At 65.4% G+C, this 15,023-nt stretch carries 16 protein-coding genes and 1 pseudogene; 14 read left to right on the top strand and 3 right to left on the bottom strand.

Annotated features, from left to right (window positions below; genetic code table 11):
- Positions 1-36 precede the first annotated feature (36 nt).
- The 6 genes from miaA (at position 37) to PIB19_RS01410 (ending at position 5,479) form a co-directional block, all read left to right on the top strand.
- Positions 37-957, top strand: coding sequence for a tRNA (adenosine(37)-N6)-dimethylallyltransferase MiaA (gene miaA, locus PIB19_RS01435; protein ID WP_271239387.1), 921 nt, complete (start codon positions 37-39; stop codon positions 955-957).
- Between the two features lie 76 nt (positions 958-1,033).
- Positions 1,034-2,779, top strand: a complete 1,746-nt coding sequence (locus PIB19_RS01430; RefSeq protein ID WP_271239386.1) for an acetolactate synthase 3 large subunit — start codon at positions 1,034-1,036, stop codon at positions 2,777-2,779.
- Positions 2,779-2,919: a hypothetical protein gene (locus PIB19_RS01425; protein ID WP_271239385.1), complete on the top strand. Its 141-nt coding sequence runs from the start codon at positions 2,779-2,781 to the stop codon at positions 2,917-2,919. The genes PIB19_RS01430 and PIB19_RS01425 overlap by 1 nt, the downstream gene beginning before the upstream one ends.
- A 69-nt stretch (positions 2,920-2,988) precedes the next feature.
- Positions 2,989-3,504, top strand: a complete 516-nt coding sequence (gene ilvN, locus PIB19_RS01420; RefSeq protein ID WP_271239384.1) for an acetolactate synthase small subunit — start codon at positions 2,989-2,991, stop codon at positions 3,502-3,504.
- Between the two features lie 98 nt (positions 3,505-3,602).
- On the top strand, positions 3,603-4,622 hold the full coding sequence (gene ilvC, locus PIB19_RS01415) for a ketol-acid reductoisomerase (RefSeq protein WP_271239383.1): 1,020 nt from the start codon (positions 3,603-3,605) through the stop codon (positions 4,620-4,622).
- 254 nt (positions 4,623-4,876) lie between these two features.
- Positions 4,877-5,479 carry a TMEM175 family protein gene (locus PIB19_RS01410; protein ID WP_271239382.1) on the top strand — a complete coding sequence of 201 codons (603 nt, stop codon included), beginning with the start codon at positions 4,877-4,879 and terminating at the stop codon, positions 5,477-5,479.
- Between the two features lie 53 nt (positions 5,480-5,532).
- On the opposite strand, the gene PIB19_RS01405 is transcribed toward PIB19_RS01410, so the two are convergent.
- Positions 5,533-8,214 (bottom strand): TonB-dependent receptor, encoded by a 2,682-nt coding sequence (locus PIB19_RS01405; protein WP_271239381.1) that lies wholly within the window; start codon positions 8,212-8,214, stop codon positions 5,533-5,535.
- A 233-nt stretch (positions 8,215-8,447) separates the two neighbouring features.
- On the opposite strand from PIB19_RS01405, the gene folE reads away from it, so the two are divergent.
- The 5 genes from folE to PIB19_RS01385 all read left to right on the top strand — a co-directional run bounded on the left by folE (position 8,448) and on the right by PIB19_RS01385 (position 11,415).
- Positions 8,448-9,068, top strand: a complete 621-nt coding sequence (folE, locus tag PIB19_RS01400; protein WP_271239380.1) for a GTP cyclohydrolase I FolE — start codon at positions 8,448-8,450, stop codon at positions 9,066-9,068.
- A gap of 91 nt (positions 9,069-9,159) precedes the next feature.
- Positions 9,160-9,930, top strand: coding sequence for an SDR family oxidoreductase (locus PIB19_RS01395; RefSeq protein WP_271240881.1), 771 nt, complete (start codon positions 9,160-9,162; stop codon positions 9,928-9,930).
- A 99-nt stretch (positions 9,931-10,029) separates the two neighbouring features.
- The gene (locus PIB19_RS01390; RefSeq protein ID WP_336297234.1) at positions 10,030-10,272 is read left to right on the top strand and encodes a dihydroneopterin aldolase; all 243 of its coding nucleotides are present in this window, start codon (positions 10,030-10,032) and stop codon (positions 10,270-10,272) included.
- A 16-nt stretch (positions 10,273-10,288) separates the two neighbouring features.
- Complete coding sequence (locus tag PIB19_RS22710; RefSeq protein ID WP_336297233.1) at positions 10,289-10,546, top strand: hypothetical protein; 258 nt, start codon at positions 10,289-10,291, stop codon at positions 10,544-10,546.
- Positions 10,543-11,415 carry an NADH oxidase gene (locus PIB19_RS01385; RefSeq protein WP_336297232.1) on the top strand — a complete coding sequence of 291 codons (873 nt, stop codon included), beginning with the start codon at positions 10,543-10,545 and terminating at the stop codon, positions 11,413-11,415. Before PIB19_RS22710 ends, PIB19_RS01385 begins: the two co-directional genes overlap by 4 nt.
- Before the next feature lie 133 nt (positions 11,416-11,548).
- Here the strand turns inward: PIB19_RS01385 and leuA are convergent.
- Positions 11,549-13,206 (bottom strand): annotated as a pseudogene (gene leuA / locus PIB19_RS01380) (2-isopropylmalate synthase).
- Positions 13,207-13,463: 257 nt separating this feature from the next.
- On the bottom strand, positions 13,464-13,706 hold the full coding sequence (locus PIB19_RS01375; protein ID WP_271239379.1) for a hypothetical protein: 243 nt from the start codon (positions 13,704-13,706) through the stop codon (positions 13,464-13,466).
- Between the two features lie 304 nt (positions 13,707-14,010).
- On the opposite strand from PIB19_RS01375, the gene PIB19_RS01370 reads away from it, so the two are divergent.
- The 3 genes from PIB19_RS01370 (at position 14,011) to PIB19_RS01360 (ending at position 14,865) form a co-directional block, all read left to right on the top strand.
- Positions 14,011-14,073 carry a hypothetical protein gene (locus PIB19_RS01370; protein ID WP_271240880.1) on the top strand — a complete coding sequence of 21 codons (63 nt, stop codon included), beginning with the start codon at positions 14,011-14,013 and terminating at the stop codon, positions 14,071-14,073.
- Positions 14,074-14,161: 88 nt separating this feature from the next.
- Positions 14,162-14,362 (top strand): SWIB/MDM2 domain-containing protein, encoded by a 201-nt coding sequence (locus PIB19_RS01365; protein WP_336297310.1) that lies wholly within the window; start codon positions 14,162-14,164, stop codon positions 14,360-14,362.
- Positions 14,363-14,685: 323 nt separating this feature from the next.
- A complete protein-coding gene (locus tag PIB19_RS01360; RefSeq protein ID WP_025494730.1) occupies positions 14,686-14,865 on the top strand; it encodes a hypothetical protein in 180 nt (59 codons plus the stop codon).
- Positions 14,866-15,023 lie beyond the last annotated feature (158 nt).

The following is a 15,023-nucleotide window of genomic DNA, read 5'->3' as shown; positions in this document are numbered from 1 at the left end:
CTTCCCGTTCGCCCTGAGCACGAACGGAGATAGGGCGTGGCCGAGCTTCCAACGGTGGCGCTCATCGCAGGGCCGACCGCGAGCGGCAAGTCCGCGCTCGCGCTCGCGCTCGCCGAAAAGCACCGGGGCACCGTCATCAATGCCGATTCGATGCAGGTCTATGCCGATCTCCGCATCCTCACGGCCCGTCCTACGGCCGAGGAGGAAGCGCGCGTTCCCCATCGCCTGTTCGGCCATGTCGACGGTGCCGACGCCTATTCGGCGGCACGCTGGGCGGCCGAGGCGCGCGCGGCGATCGCCGAGGCGCACCACGAACGGCGCCTGCCCATCCTCGTCGGCGGCACCGGCATGTATCTGCGCACCTTGCTGGAGGGCATCGCTCCCGTCCCCGAGATAGATCCGTCGGTGCGGAAACAGGTGCGTGCGCTGCCGGTGGCGGAAGCGCATGCCCAACTCGCCGCCGCCGATCCCGCAGCCGCCACGAAGCTCAACCCCACCGACACCATTCGCATCGCCCGCGCGCTCGAAGTCGTCCGCGCCACCGGCAAGCCGCTCTCGCACTGGCAGGAGCAGCGGCTGGGCGGGATCGCCGGCGAAATCCATCTCGCCCCGCTCATCCTCCTCCCCGATCGCGACTGGCTCGGCGACCGCATCGATCGGCGCTTCGCCGACATGGTCGATCAGGGACGCGCCGAGGCGACGGCGCTGCTCGCCCGCACCGATGTGCCTGCCGACGCCCCCGTCCTCCGCGCGATCGGCGTGCCCGAACTGCGCGCTTTGTTCGCCGGCGAAACCGATGTCGTCGAGGCCGCGGCCGCCGGCGCACTTGCCACGCGACAATATGCCAAACGCCAGTATACGTGGTTTCGTCGCCAGCCGCCGCCCGATTGGGAACGCAGCGGCGCGACAGAAACAAAGGTATTACTGGCTAGAATTGAAACTAAATTTCACATATAGTGCTTGACGTGCCATTTTCTTGCCGTTAGCAGCGCCAATCCGGCGTTGTGCGGCAACGCAGCAAAAGGAGGCAGACGTGACCGAGAAGAGCGGAGCAGACATCCTGATCGAGGCGTTGAGCGACCTCGGTGTGGAGGTCATCTTCGGCTATCCCGGTGGCGCCGTGCTTCCGATTTACGACGCGCTCTTCAAGCAGGACCGCATCAAGCACATCCTCGTCCGCCACGAGCAGGCCGCGACCCACGCCGCCGAGGGCTATGCCCGCTCGACCGGCAAGCCCGGCGTCGTGCTCGTCACTTCGGGCCCGGGCGCGACCAACGCCGTCACCGGCATCACCGACGCGCTGATGGATTCGATCCCGATGGTCGTGATCACCGGGCAGGTCCCCACCGCGCTGATCGGCACCGATGCGTTCCAGGAAGCCGACACTGTCGGCATCACGCGGCACTGCACCAAGCACAATTATCTCGTGAAGGGCCCCGAGACGCTCGGCAGCATCATCCACGAGGCGTTCCACATCGCCACTTCCGGGCGCCCGGGCCCGGTCGTCGTCGACATCCCCAAGGACGTCCAGGTCGCCACCGCGCGCTACGAGGCGCCGGGCCCGATCCAGCACAAGACCTATCGTCCGCAGACCCAGCCCGATGCGGCGAAGATCCAGGAAGCGGTCGACATGCTCGCCGCCGCCGAGCGTCCGATCTTCTACACCGGCGGCGGGATCATCAATTCGGGTCCCGAGGCTTCGAAGCTGCTGCGCGAACTCGCGGCGATGACCGGCGCGCCGGTCACTTCGACGCTGATGGGCCTCGGCGCGCTGCCCGCCTCGTCGGACCAGTGGCTCGGCATGCTCGGCATGCACGGCACCTACGAAGCCAATTGGGCGATGAACAAGGCCGATCTGATCATCGCCTTCGGATCGCGTTTCGACGATCGCGTCACCGGCCGGCTCGACGCCTTCGCGCCGAACAGCCGGAAAGTGCACATCGATATCGACCGGTCATCGGTGAACAAGAATGTCCGCGTCGATCTGCCGATCATCGGCGATGTCGGCATTGCGCTCCGCGAGATGATCGATTGCTGGAAGGCGCGTCAGCACCCGAAGCCCGACCTCACCGAATGGTGGAACCGGATCAACGGCTGGCGCCAGACCCGCTGCCTCGATTTCGAGGAAAAGGGCGACGCGATCATGCCGCAGCGCGCGATTCGTGCGCTCTATGAGGCGACCAAGCACCGCGCACCGATCATCACCACCGAGGTGGGTCAGCACCAGATGTGGGCCGCGCAGCATTTCGGCTTCGAATCGCCCAACAAGTGGCTCACTTCGGGCGGCCTCGGCACGATGGGCTATGGCCTGCCCGCCGCGATCGGCGCGCAGATCGGCAACCCCGATGCGCTGGTGATCGACATCGCCGGCGAGGCCTCGATCCAGATGAACATCCAGGAGCTGGCGACCGCCACCCAATACCGCCTGCCGGTCAAAATCTTCATCCTCAACAACGAATATATGGGCATGGTCCGCCAGTGGCAGGAGCTGACCTATCAGTCGCGTTACTCCGAGAGCTACAGCGACGCGCTCCCCGATTTCGTCAGGCTCGCCGAGGCCTATGGTTGGAAGGGCATCAAGATCGAGGGCCGGCAGGAGCTGGAACCCGGCATTACCGAAATGCTGGCCTATGACGGGCCCGTGCTCGTCGATTGCCGGGTGGCCAAGCTCGCCAACTGCTTCCCGATGATCCCGTCGGGCGCCGCCCATACCGAAATGCTGCTCCAGGCCGCCGAAGTCTCCGGCGAAATGGACGACGAAGCCAAGGCACTGGTGTAATGAACACCATTTTGGACACCTCGCCACTTTCCGTGGCGCAGGGCTTCGCTGCCATGCGCCAGTTTCTGGAGGCTTACTGGGAACGTGGTGGCAAGCAGAGCGACGACATCGCGACGCTGCTTGGGGCACTCGCACCCTGAACGACAACAAGCCGTTGGACGCTGCCCAATGGCAGGATTGGCTAGACGCCATCGAACAGGTTCGCTGACATGCACATCAAGGAAGAGCAAAAAGAGCGGCATACGCTTGCCGTGATCGTCGACAACGAGCCGGGCATCCTCGCCCGGATCGCCGGCCTGTTCACCGCGCGCGGCTACAATATCGAAAGCCTCACCGTCTCGGAGATCACCGAGGACAATCGAATTAGCCGCATCACCATCGTGACGTCCGCGTCCGACGCGGTGATGGAGCAGATCATCGCGCAGCTCGAGCGCCTCGTGCCGGTCCACAAGGTGACCGACCTCACGGCTTTCGGCCCGCATGTCGAGCGCGAGCTCGCTTTGGTGAAGGTCGCGGGCACCGGCGATCACCGGATCGAGGCGCTGCGCCTCGCCGAGGTCTATCGCGCCCGCGTCGTCGATGCGACGATTTCAAGCTTCGTGTTCGAAGTCACCGGCGGCTCGGAGAAGATCGACAAGTTCGTCGAGCTGATGCGCGAAGTCGGCCTCGTCGAGGTCGCGCGCACCGGCGTCGTCGCCATTTCCCGCGGCAAGGAAGCCGCCTGAATTTCAATCACGTGCTCCTGTGAAAGCAGGAGCCCAGGGCCAAGCAACCCTGGACCCCTGCTTTCGCAGGGGCACATTCCAGAAAGGACTGAACGAACATGCGCGTTTACTACGATCGCGACGCCGATCTGAACCTGATCACCGGCAAGAAGATCGCCATCCTCGGCTACGGCTCGCAGGGCCATGCCCATGCCCAGAACCTGCGCGACAGCGGCGTCAAGGAAGTCGCGATCGCGCTCCGCCCCGGCTCGCCCTCGGCGGTGAAGGCCGAGGATGCCGGCTTCACGGTGATGAGCAACAAGGAAGCCGCCGGCTGGGCCGACATCCTGATGATCCTCGCGCCCGACGAGCACCAGGCCGGCATCTGGGACCAGGACCTCAAGGGCAATATGAAGCCCGGCGCGGCATTGGCCTTCGCGCACGGCCTCAACGTGCATTTCGGCCTGATCGAGCCGCCCGCGGACATCGACGTGATCATGATCGCCCCCAAGGGCCCCGGCCACACCGTGCGCAGCGAGTATAAGCGCGGCGGCGGCGTGCCCTGCCTGATCGCGATCCACCAGGATTCCAGCGGCAACGCCCACGACGTCGCGCTCGCTTATGCGTCGGGCGTCGGCGGCGGCCGCTCGGGGATCATCGAGACCAATTTCCGCGAGGAATGCGAGACCGATCTGTTCGGCGAGCAGGCCGTGCTCTGCGGCGGCATCACCCACCTGATCCAGGCCGGCTTCGAGACGCTGACCGAGGCGGGCTATGCGCCGGAGATGGCCTATTTCGAGTGCCTCCACGAGACCAAGCTGATCGTCGACCTGCTCTATGAGGGCGGCATCGCCAACATGCGCTATTCGATCTCGAACACCGCCGAGTACGGCGACATCAAGACCGGCCCGCGCATCATCACCGACGAGACCAAGGCCGAGATGAAGCGCGTCCTCGCCGACATCCAGTCGGGCCGCTTCGTCAAGGATTTCGTCCTCGACAACCGCGCCGGCCAGCCCGAACTCAAGGCCAGCCGCAAGGCCGCGGCCGCCCACCCGATCGAGCAGGTCGGCAGCGAACTGCGCGCGATGATGCCGTGGATCAGCGCCAACAAGCTGGTCGACAAGGACAAGAACTGAGCCACCCTAATCCTCCCCCGGGAACCGGGGAGGTGGCATGCGCAGCATGACGGAGGGGGCTTGGCCACGGGCGAATAGCTTGTGGAGTGCGGGGTCGGATCGTCCCCCGGACGATCCTCGAACATGCGGGGCATGTTCGACCCCGCGCTCCCCTCCACCACTTCGTGGTCCCCCTCCCCGCTTCGCGAGGGAGGATTTTTTGACTTCGACACCCCCGCTCGCCCAGAGTCTCGTCGGTCAAATAGGGGAACCAAATGCCCGAAGAAACCGAAGGCCGCGCCGGCGTAACCCGCGTCGAGGCCTATTCCGACGCGGTCATCGCGATCGTCGTCACGATCATGGTGCTCGAGATGCACGCGCCCGAGGAGCCCGGCTGGGGCCACCTGCTCCATCTCTGGCCGGTGTTCGTCGCCTATGCGCTCAGCTTCGCTTATGTCTCGATCTACTGGGTCAACCACCACCGGCTGTTCCACCACGCCACCCGCGTGACCAACGGCCTGCTCTGGTCGAACATCGCATTGATCTTCACGCTCTCGCTGATCCCCTTCGGCACCGCCTATCTGGGGGAACAGATCTTCAGCCGCGACGCGACGCTCGTCTACATGGGCATCATGCTGCTGCCGTCCTTCACCTATATGTGGCTGCAGCGGACGATCCGGCGCACCGGCAGCCAGTCGGAAGAGGCGAAGACCTATCACCGGCTCGCGCTCCGCAAGGGCGCGGCGGCGAGCGCCGTCTATGCCTCCGGCATCGCGCTCACTTTCGTCTCGCCAGCGCTCGGCCTCGCCTGCGCGGCTCTGGTCGCGATCTTCTGGTGCCTGCCGGCCAGCGCGCTCGATCATCTGTTCGAGCGCTGACGCAAAGAAAACGGCCGGGGATCGCTCCCCGGCCGCCCCTTGGTGATCGCGCCTCAGAAGCCCAGGCGCACGCGCCCGCCGAAGAAGCGCGGCGTTCCGGGATAGCCGGCATAATTGCCGGTCTGCTCGGGCACCGCGAAGCCGGTGATATAGTAGAACTGGTTGGTCAGATTCTCGACGAAGAACTCGGCCCGCCACCTTTTGTTCGCCGATTCCACGCCGATCGTCGCGCTGATCAGCGGATAGCCTTCGTTGTTGATCGGCGTCCGGCCGGTCACCGGGTTGGGGCTGCCCGAGGGGATCGTCACTTCGCTGTTGTAGCGCATGTCGACATGGATGAGGCCGTTGATCTTGTTAGTGAGCGGCGGAGTCCAGGTCGTGGAGACCGTGACGGTGTGCTCGGGCTGGTTGTTGAACTGCCGGCCTTCCTGTCCCGCGAGCGGCGTTCCGGTGAAGTTGTTGCTCTCGTCATATTTCGCGCTGATCCAGCTATAGCCGAGCTGGAAGGTCAGGTCGCGCGTCGGGCGAATCGTCGATCTGATCTCGAGCCCCTTGCTGATGCTCTTCGGCACGTTCTGGACGACGAAGTTGTTGCCCGAGAACACCAGCGACTGGAGATTGTAGAAGTTCATGTAGAACGCCGCGACGTTCAGCGAGAATTCGCGGCTCGGGCTGGCCTTGAAGCCGATTTCATAGGCATCGTTGGTCTCGGCGCCGAAGCGCAGGTCCGAACCCTGCGCGCCGTTGCCGCCGAGCAGCACCGAATCGAAGGTCGCCTGGTCGAGATTATAACCGCCCGATTTGTAGCCGTGATCGAAGCTCGCATAGGCCAGCAGGTGCTCCGAGAACTTGTAGGCCAGCTTGGCGGTGCCGGTGATCTCGTTATCGGTGAACTCGTCTTCGTAATTGCCGTTGAATTCTGTGTTCACCGCCGGGTTGCAGCTGAGCAGGAACAGGTTGTTGAACAGCCCCGGGACCTGACGCAGCACGTTGGCATAGGCGGTTGCTGCCGGATCGCCTGCGCGGACGCGGTTGAAGAAGGTGCAGCTGCCCAGATTGTTGTTGATCGAGGCCGTCATGTCCTTGGTTTCGTGGTTCCAGCGCGCACCCAGCGTCACCGAGAGCTTGTCGGTCACGTTGATGATGTTGTGCGTGAACAGCGCGAAGGCGTTGGTCTTGACGCGGAAATCGTCGGGGCTGTTGCCTTGCCCCGGCACTGCGCCCGGAAGCGGGCTCGCCGCGAGCGCGGCCAGGCCCGGGATCGGCGTGCGCGGATAGCCCGGGATTACGCAGGTCGCCGCCGGCGCGGTGCCCGCCTGCGCCCGGAAACAGCCGACCAGCGGAGCAAGCGCGCCATAAGCCGCGGTCAGCGCCGGCAGGGTGTTGGGAACCGCGGGGTTGAGCAGAGCCGCGCCGAACGTCGGCACCGTGGGCCCAAGCGAGCCGTAGAATTGCAGCGGCGTGCCGAAGCCCGCGCGAAGCTGGCCGGCGAATACGGTATCGACATAGCGATTGCCGTCATTGCCGATCTGCACCACGTCCCGCAGCTTGTTGGTCTCGTTGAGGTAGAAGCCACCGATCAGCCAGTCGAGCTTGTCGCCGAACGCCGAGCCCTGAAGGCGCAGCTCCTGGGTGAAATCGTTGAGCTCGTTACGATAGCCGTTGCGATAAGCGCGATCGACGCCCGAGAAATCGATGTCCTGGTTCCGGACCACGCGCCAGTTGCGATAGGCGGTGATCGACGTCAGCTTGGTGCCGCCCAGATCCCAGTTGAGCTCGCCCGAGAAACCCCAGTCCTTGATCTTCTCGGCATAGTCGCGGTTGGGCGACATCGCCTGAATGCGGTTGCTCGGATCGCCGGTATAGAGCCCGACCAGCCCCTGTGCCGCCGCGATGCTCTGGAGCGCCGGCGCGAGCGGCCCGCGGACGACCGAGACCGCGCCGCAGCATTGCTCGTCGGTCTGGTAATAGTCGCCGATCAGGCGGAAAGTGATGTCGCCGCTGTCGAGCAGCGCCTGGCCGCGCACGTTCCAGCGATTGACGTCGTTGATCGCGCGGTCGCTATTGGCGTCCTTGATATAGCCGTCGCGCTTGCGATAGCCCGCATCGACGCGCAGCGCGAGCGACTGGCTCACCGGCCCGGTGATCGCGCCCTTGACGCCGTAAGCGTTGTAGTTGCCGTACATCCCCTCGACATAGCCGTGCGTCTCGAACTGCGGCTGCGCGGTGTAGATGCTGAGCGCGCCGGCCGAGGTGTTGCGGCCGAACAAAGTGCCCTGCGGCCCGCGCAGCACTTCGACCCGCTCGAGCTCGGGAAGCTCGGAGATCGCGACGCCGGCGCGGGCGCGGAAGACGCCGTCGACGAACACGCCCACTGCGGGCTCGAAGCCGGGATTGTCGCCGCCGGTGGTGATGCCGCGCAGATAGATGGTGGTGCCCGTCGCCGAGGACTGGCCGGTCGAGCTCTGCAGCGAAGGCGCGAGCTGCTCGAGGTCGCGGACATTGTCGACCCCGGCGTTCTGGAGCAATTCGGGCCCGATCGCAGTGATCGCGATCGGCACGTCCTGCACGGTCTCGTTGCGCCGGGTGGCGGTGACGATGATGTCGTTCGCGCTCTGATATTCCTGCGTCTGGGTATCGTCCGGCGCCGCGGTAGTGGCCGTGTCCTGCGCGAACGCAGGCGTCGCCAAAAGCAGGCTCAGCGCCGTCGCCGCGAGCAAATCGAGCTTCTTCATGAGAAAGTCCCCTCTCCTGATCGCCTCCCGGTTCGTTATCCGGTGTCGGCGTTGCTTTTATTACGCATGCAACTAACGCTGCATTTTTCGAGCCGTCAACGGGATTGCGGTGCGGAACTCCGCGGTTTCCCGCCGTTTTTCGCGAGGCGGTACAGATAGGCAACAGGTGTGGCGCGGCGAAATCGGCCCTGCCGTAGCGTAAACATGGATCAAGGCGAGGAAGGACATAATCGATGGCGGAAAATCACGATCCAGCGGAAGATGGCGATCTGGTCGCCGCCCCCGCCAAGATCGCGGTGCCCGAAGACGTCGCCGATGCGATCCGCACGCTGATCCGCTGGGCCGGCGACGATCCCCGCCGCGAAGGCCTGATCGACACGCCTCAGCGCGTCGCCCGCGCGTGGAAGGAATATTGCCAGGGCTATGGCGAGAACCCCGCGCACCATCTCTCGCGCGTGTTCGAGGAAGTCGGCGGCTATGACGAAATCGTGCTGCTGAAGGACATCCCGTTCCAGTCGCATTGCGAGCACCATATGGCGCCGATCATCGGCAAGGCGTCGATCGCCTATCTGCCGAAGGATCACGTCGTCGGCATCTCGAAGCTGGCGCGCGTGCTCAACGCCTTCGCGCGCCGCCTGCAGGTCCAGGAGCGGCTGACCGCCGAAGTCGCCGACTGCATCTGGGAGCAATTGAAGCCCGTCGGCGTCGCGGTCGTGATCGAGGCGACGCATGCCTGCATGACCGCCCGCGGCGTGCGCACGCCCGGCGTCGGCATGGTCACCAGCCGGATGATGGGCGTGTTCCGCGAAGACGAACGCAGCCGCCGCGAGGTGCTCGCCTTGATGGGTTATTGATGCGCTCCCGTTCGTTTCGAGCGAAGTCGAGAAACGGTTGCGGAGCGAAGGCTTCTCGACTTCGCTCGAAGCGAACGGTTACGGGGTGTTCATGGCAATGAACATCCTCGTCACCGGCGGCGCGCGGCGGATCGGTGCGGGCATCGCGCGCCGGCTCGCGCTGCGCGGGCACGCCGTCGCGATCCATCACCATCACGCGCCCCAGGACGCCGAGGCACTGCGCGACGCGATCCTGGCGGCGGGCGGCAACGCCTGTGTCGTGTCGGGCGAGCTCGCCGATGCCGCCACCGCGCCCGCGCTGATCGCCGCCGCCCGCGAGGGATTGGGCGGACCGGTCACCGGCCTCGTCAACAACGCGTCGCAATTCGCCTTCGATGCGCTCCCGATCACCGATTTCGCATTGCTCGACCAGCATATGCGGGTGAACCTCGGCGCCCCCGTGGCGCTCGCCTCCGCGCTGGCAGCGCAGGAAGATCTCGACGAAGGCGCCGTGGTCAATCTGCTCGACCAGAAAATCGCCAATCTCAACCCCGATTTCTTCACCTACACCTGCAGCAAGGCTGCACTCGCCGCCGCGACGCAAATGATGGCGCAGGCGCTCGGCCCCCGCATCCGCGTCAACGCGGTGTCGCCCGGCCTCACCCTCCCCAGCCTCGACCAGACCCCCGAGCAATTCTCCGAGCACGCCCGCCAGAACCTGCTCCAGCGCCCCGTCGCGCTCGACGACATCGCCGCGACGGTCGAACATCTGCTGACTTGTCCCAGCATCACCGGCCAGAACGTCTTCGTCGATTGCGGCCAGCGTTTCCTGCCGCGCGACGGCGACGTGATGTTCGAAGGCCGGACACGTCCCGATGCCTGACTATACGATCCTGCTCGACGAACTCGTGATCGAGATGGGCCTCGGCATCCATCCGCACGAACAGGCGCCGCAGCGCGTGACGCTGCACGTCGCGATGACGTGCCGCTACGATGCGCCCCTGAGGATCGGATCGATGCGGTGGTCGATTATGATTTCCTCCGCCGCGAAATCCATGCGCTCGCCACCTCGCGCCATTTCGCGCTGCAGGAGGTTCTGTGCGATGAAGTGGCGGCGCTCGCATTGCGCGACGCCCGCGTGCGCGAAGTGCGCGTCCGCTCGATGAAGCTCGATGTCTATCCCGACGCCCGCATCGGCTGCGAGATCACCCGCCGCCGCGACTGAACGACAGGAGAGTGTCATGCCCGACCCGTTGACCGGCCTCGAATTGCGCTCGACCGTTTCCAGCGGCGGCGAGCTCACGCTGACCCTCGAACCAGTCACGCTCACCCCGCCCGGCCCCGACGAAGTCATCGTCCGCGTCGAGGCTGCGCCGATCAATCCCTCGGACCTCGGCCTGCTGCTCGGCCCCGCCGATCTCGCGACGCTCCAGCCCGGCGGCACAAGGACCGCCCCACCCTCACCGCCGCGATCCCGCCGGCCCGGATGGGCGCGATGAAGGCCCGCCTCGACACGCCGATGCCGGTCGGCAACGAAGGCGCGGGCACCGTCGTCCAGGCCGGCGATAATGTCGCCAGCCTGCTCGGCAAGAAGGTCGGCATGATCGGCGGCGCGATGTATGCGCAGTACCGGAAAATCGCCGCGCGCGACTGCATCCCGCTCCCCGAAGGCGCCAGCGCCGCCGACGGCGCCTCGATGTTCGTCAATCCGCTCACCGCACTCGCGTTCGTCGAAACGCTGCGGGCCGAGGGGCACAAGGCGTTGGTCCACACCGCTGCCGCCTCGAACCTCGGCCAGATGCTCAACCGCATCTGCATCGCCGACGGCGTGCCCCTCGTGAACGTGGTCCGCAGCGAAGCGCAGGCCGCGATCCTGCGCGGCATCGGCGCGAAATACATCATCGACAGCAGCGCCGAAGACTTCCGCGAAAAGCTGACCGATGCCATCGCCGAGACCAATGCCACGCTCGCCTTCGACGCGATCGGCGGCGGCAAGCTCGCCAACACGATCCTCCACGCAATGGAAGCCGCGGCCAATCGCAACGCGACCGAATATAGCCGCTACGGCTCGTCGACCTTCAAGCAGGTCTATATCTACGGCGCGCTCGATCTCGGACCCACCGAACTCGACCGCGGCTACGGCTTCGCCTGGGGCGTCAGCGGCTTCCTGCTCACGCCTTTCCTGATGAAGCTCGGCATGGAAGGCACGATGCGCCTGCGCGCCCGCGTCGCGGCCGAACTGAAGACGACCTTCGCGAGCCACTACACCGCCACGATCTCGCTGGCGGATACGCTCGATCCGGCGGTGGTCACCGCCTATGCGAAGAAGGCCACCGGGGAGAAATACCTGATCGACCCGACGCGCTAAAAATCCTCCCCGGGAACCGGGGAGGTGGCACGCGCAGCGTGACGGAGGGGCTTGGCCGCAAGCACATCGCCCGCGGCCAAGCCCCTCCACCACTTCGTGGTCCCCTCCCCCGCTGCGCGAGGGAGGATTTGGGTCAGGCCCTGTTCGCTGCGCTCAGCACTGCGCGCACCGAAGCCGTCGCGATATCGGCATCGATCCCCACCCCGAACACCGTCCGCCCATCCACGGTCCGGCACTCGACATAGGCGGCCGCCTGCGCGTCCGCGCCGTGGCCGATCGCGTGCTCGCTATAATCGACCACGTCGAGCGACGGCCCCGTGGTCCCCGCAAGCGCGTCGATCACGCCCGAGATCAGCCCGTTGCCGCGCCCCGAGATCGACTGCTCGACCCCGTCCACCGCGATCCGGCCGACGAACACCCGCTGCCCCGCCGCGCCGGTCTCTTCGTAATCGACCAATGCGATCCGGTCGCCATCCCCCGGCAGATACACCGCCTCGAACTTCTGGCGGATGTCCGCCGCGTTGAGCTCGCGGCGGGTCTCGTCGGCCAGCGCCTGGACATGCCGCGAGAAGTCCGCCTGCATCCGCTTCGGCAGCTTGAGCCCGCGATCCTGCTCGAGCACCCAGGCGACGCCGCCCTTGCCCGATTGCGAGTTCACCCGGATCACCGCCTCGTAGTCGCGCCCGAGATCCTTGGGGTCGATCGGCAGATACGGCACGTCCCAGAACTGGTCGTTGCGCGCTTCCTGCGCCGCGAAGCCCTTTTGATCGCGTCCTGATGACTGCCCGAAAATGCCGTGAACACCAGTTCGCCGGCATAAGGATGGCGCGGGTGCACCGGCAGCTGGTTGCAATATTCGACCGTCTGGATGACCTCGTCGATGTCCGAAAAATTCAACCCCGGATCAACGCCTTGCGTGTACATGTTGAGCGCCAGTGTCACGAGATCGACATTGCCCGTCCGCTCGCCATTGCCGAACAGGCAGCCCTCGACGCGGTCCGCGCCCGCCAGCAGCCCGAGCTCGGACGCGGCGACCCCGGTGCCCCGGTCGTTGTGCGTGTGCAGGCTGATCACGATGCTGTCGCGGTTGCGGATGTTGCGCCCGAACCATTCGATCTGGTCGGCATAGATGTTGGGCGTCGCCGCCTCGACCGTGGCCGGCAGATTGAGGATCAGCGGCTTTTCCGGCGTCGGGCGCAATATCTCCATCACCGCTTCACACACCTCGACCGAGAAATCGAGTTCGGCGGTCGAGAAAGTCTCGGGGCTGTATTCGAAATGCCAATCGGTATCGGGCTGCTTCGCGGCCTCGTCGCGCAGCACCTTGGCGCCGGCCACCGCGATCTCGCGGATCTCGTCGCGGCTCATCCCGAACACGATGCGCCGCCATGCCGGCGATACGGCGTTGTAGAGATGGACGATCGCCTTCTTCGCGCCCTTGAGGCTCTGGAAGCTGGTCTCGATCAGGTCCTGCCGCGATTGGGTGAGCACCTGGACGATCACGTCGTCGGGAATGCGCCCTTCGCGGACCAGTCCCGAGATGAAGTCGAACTCGGTCGCGCCTGCGCTGGGGAAACCGACTTCGATCTCCTTGATGCCCACCTTCACCAGCAGGTCGAAGAAGCGCTGCTTCTTCTCGCCGTCCATCGGGTCGATCAGCGCCTGATTGCCGTCGCGCATGTCGGTGGAGAGCCAGCGCGGCGGCTTGGTGATCGTCTTCGACGGCCACTGCCGGTCGGGCAGGTCCACCTGCGGGAAGGGACGGTATTTTACGCTAGGATCGCGCAACATGGGTGCCTCTCAAGGGATCGCGGACGCGCCGTAGCGCGTGCCAGTTCAAGCTGGAAGTTCTTTGGCCCTCGGCCGTTTGCCCTTAGAGGCGTGCGCGCGCAGCGGTTCGGCCCCTAAGGGCGGATAAGTCGCAGAAGGCGCAGCGCGTTCGTCACGATGCCCTTGTTAGCGGGCACGGCGATTTTGTCCACCATCGTTGATCTACGGGGTGCCAAAGCCCCGATTTCCCGGTCAGGCGCTCCGCTCAGGCGCCCCGGTCATGCGGTAGTGTTCGCCACAGCCTCGGCATCCACTGCGTTGTCCACTGCAGGTTCCGCGGCATTGTCCGGCGTGGACTCCTCCGCAGCGGCAGGCGCTTCGGGCGTTTCGCTGGCTTTGGGGCTCGGTGTCGCGACGATCTCGGCCATGGGCGGCGGATCCGAATAATTGGTGCCCGTGGTCCCGCCACCGCCGCACCCCGTCAGAGCCAGCAATCCCCCAACCAGCAGCAATCGCATCATTATCCCCCTCTGAGCGTCGCCTTGATAGCATGCGTCCGCGCCTGCATCCAACGGCTCCTGCGCTTTCCGCCAAGGCGGCTCCCGAACGCGACGAACCGTTCCGGAAGCGCAACCTGATACGCCGACAGGAGTCTTGCATTTGTAATTACAGGATAAATTCGACGAAACCGCATTTGAACGAGAGCGACGAGGCGACCAGGAAATCGCATGGACGCGCCGCACACCGCAAACTGCTCTCTAGACAGACGCGCGATACCACGATCAAAGGGGTCAGGTACGTGCATCCGAGCACGAACCGCAGTACATCGTCGAGAGCGACAACGGCGGAAAGGCTTCCCACAAGCCGGGGGCGCTGACGAAGGAATAGCCCGGCAACGGGCAGAACAGGAGACGAAGAATATGGCTGAGACGAAAGCACGCGGTGGCATCGCCAAGCCGGTTACCCCTCGCCCGAGCTGGCCAAGATCGTCGGCACCGCCGATCTGCCCCGCAGCGAGATTGTCAGCAAGATGTGGGCCTACATCAAGAAGAACAACCTCCAGAACCCTGAAAACAAGCGGGAAATTCTGGCTGACGCGACCCTGAAGCCGATCTTCGGCGCGGACAAGGTCACGATGTTCGAGATGAACAAGCACATCTCGAAGCACGTCAAGTAAGGCTGCCGCCGGCGAGACGCCGGCACGCCTGACAGACAGCAGCGGGGCGGGTCTCGGAAGAGGCCCGCCCCGTTCGCGTTTCAGTCGAGCGCGGCGGCGGAATCGGCCGCCGGGCGGACGATGAACCGGCGGTCTGCGACTCCCCGGTACCCGACTCGTCGAGTGCGAAATCGAGGCCAGATCCGGGTGCTGCGGTCTTCCCGGGCCCCGTTCGCCGGGCTTTTCCACAGAAATCTTCGCCTCCAGTGGATATGGAGCAATTTCCCCTGGAACTGGCCACAAGTCCGCCAGGCTGGCATTGCGGGACTGAACAGGAGACGAGCATGTCCGAGCGTTTCGAACGCCACCGCCAGCCCTGGCGGACCGACGAGATCCAGAAGCTGCACACCCTCGCCAAGAAGGGCATGCCCCTGCGGGCGATCGCCAAGGCGCTGACCCGCAGCGAGGAATCGGTCAAGGAACGCGCCAAGCTCGACGGCCTGAGCATCGCCAAGCTGCATTGAGCGTGTCCGCCATTCCCAAATCCTCCCCCGCCAGGGGAGGTGGCGCGCGCAGCGCGACGGAGGGGCGGAAGCACGCCGCTGCGTTCTGGCATCCGCCCCTCCGTCAGCCTGCGGCTGACACCTCCCCTGGCGGGGGAGGATTGAGAGTGCGCCAATCT

This window comes from Sphingomonas sp. 7/4-4 (genome assembly GCF_027941955.1).
GTDB lineage: Bacteria > Pseudomonadota > Alphaproteobacteria > Sphingomonadales > Sphingomonadaceae > Sphingomonas.
Note: the sequence above shows the minus strand (reverse complement) of the source record. Positions and strands in the feature narration are given on the sequence as shown.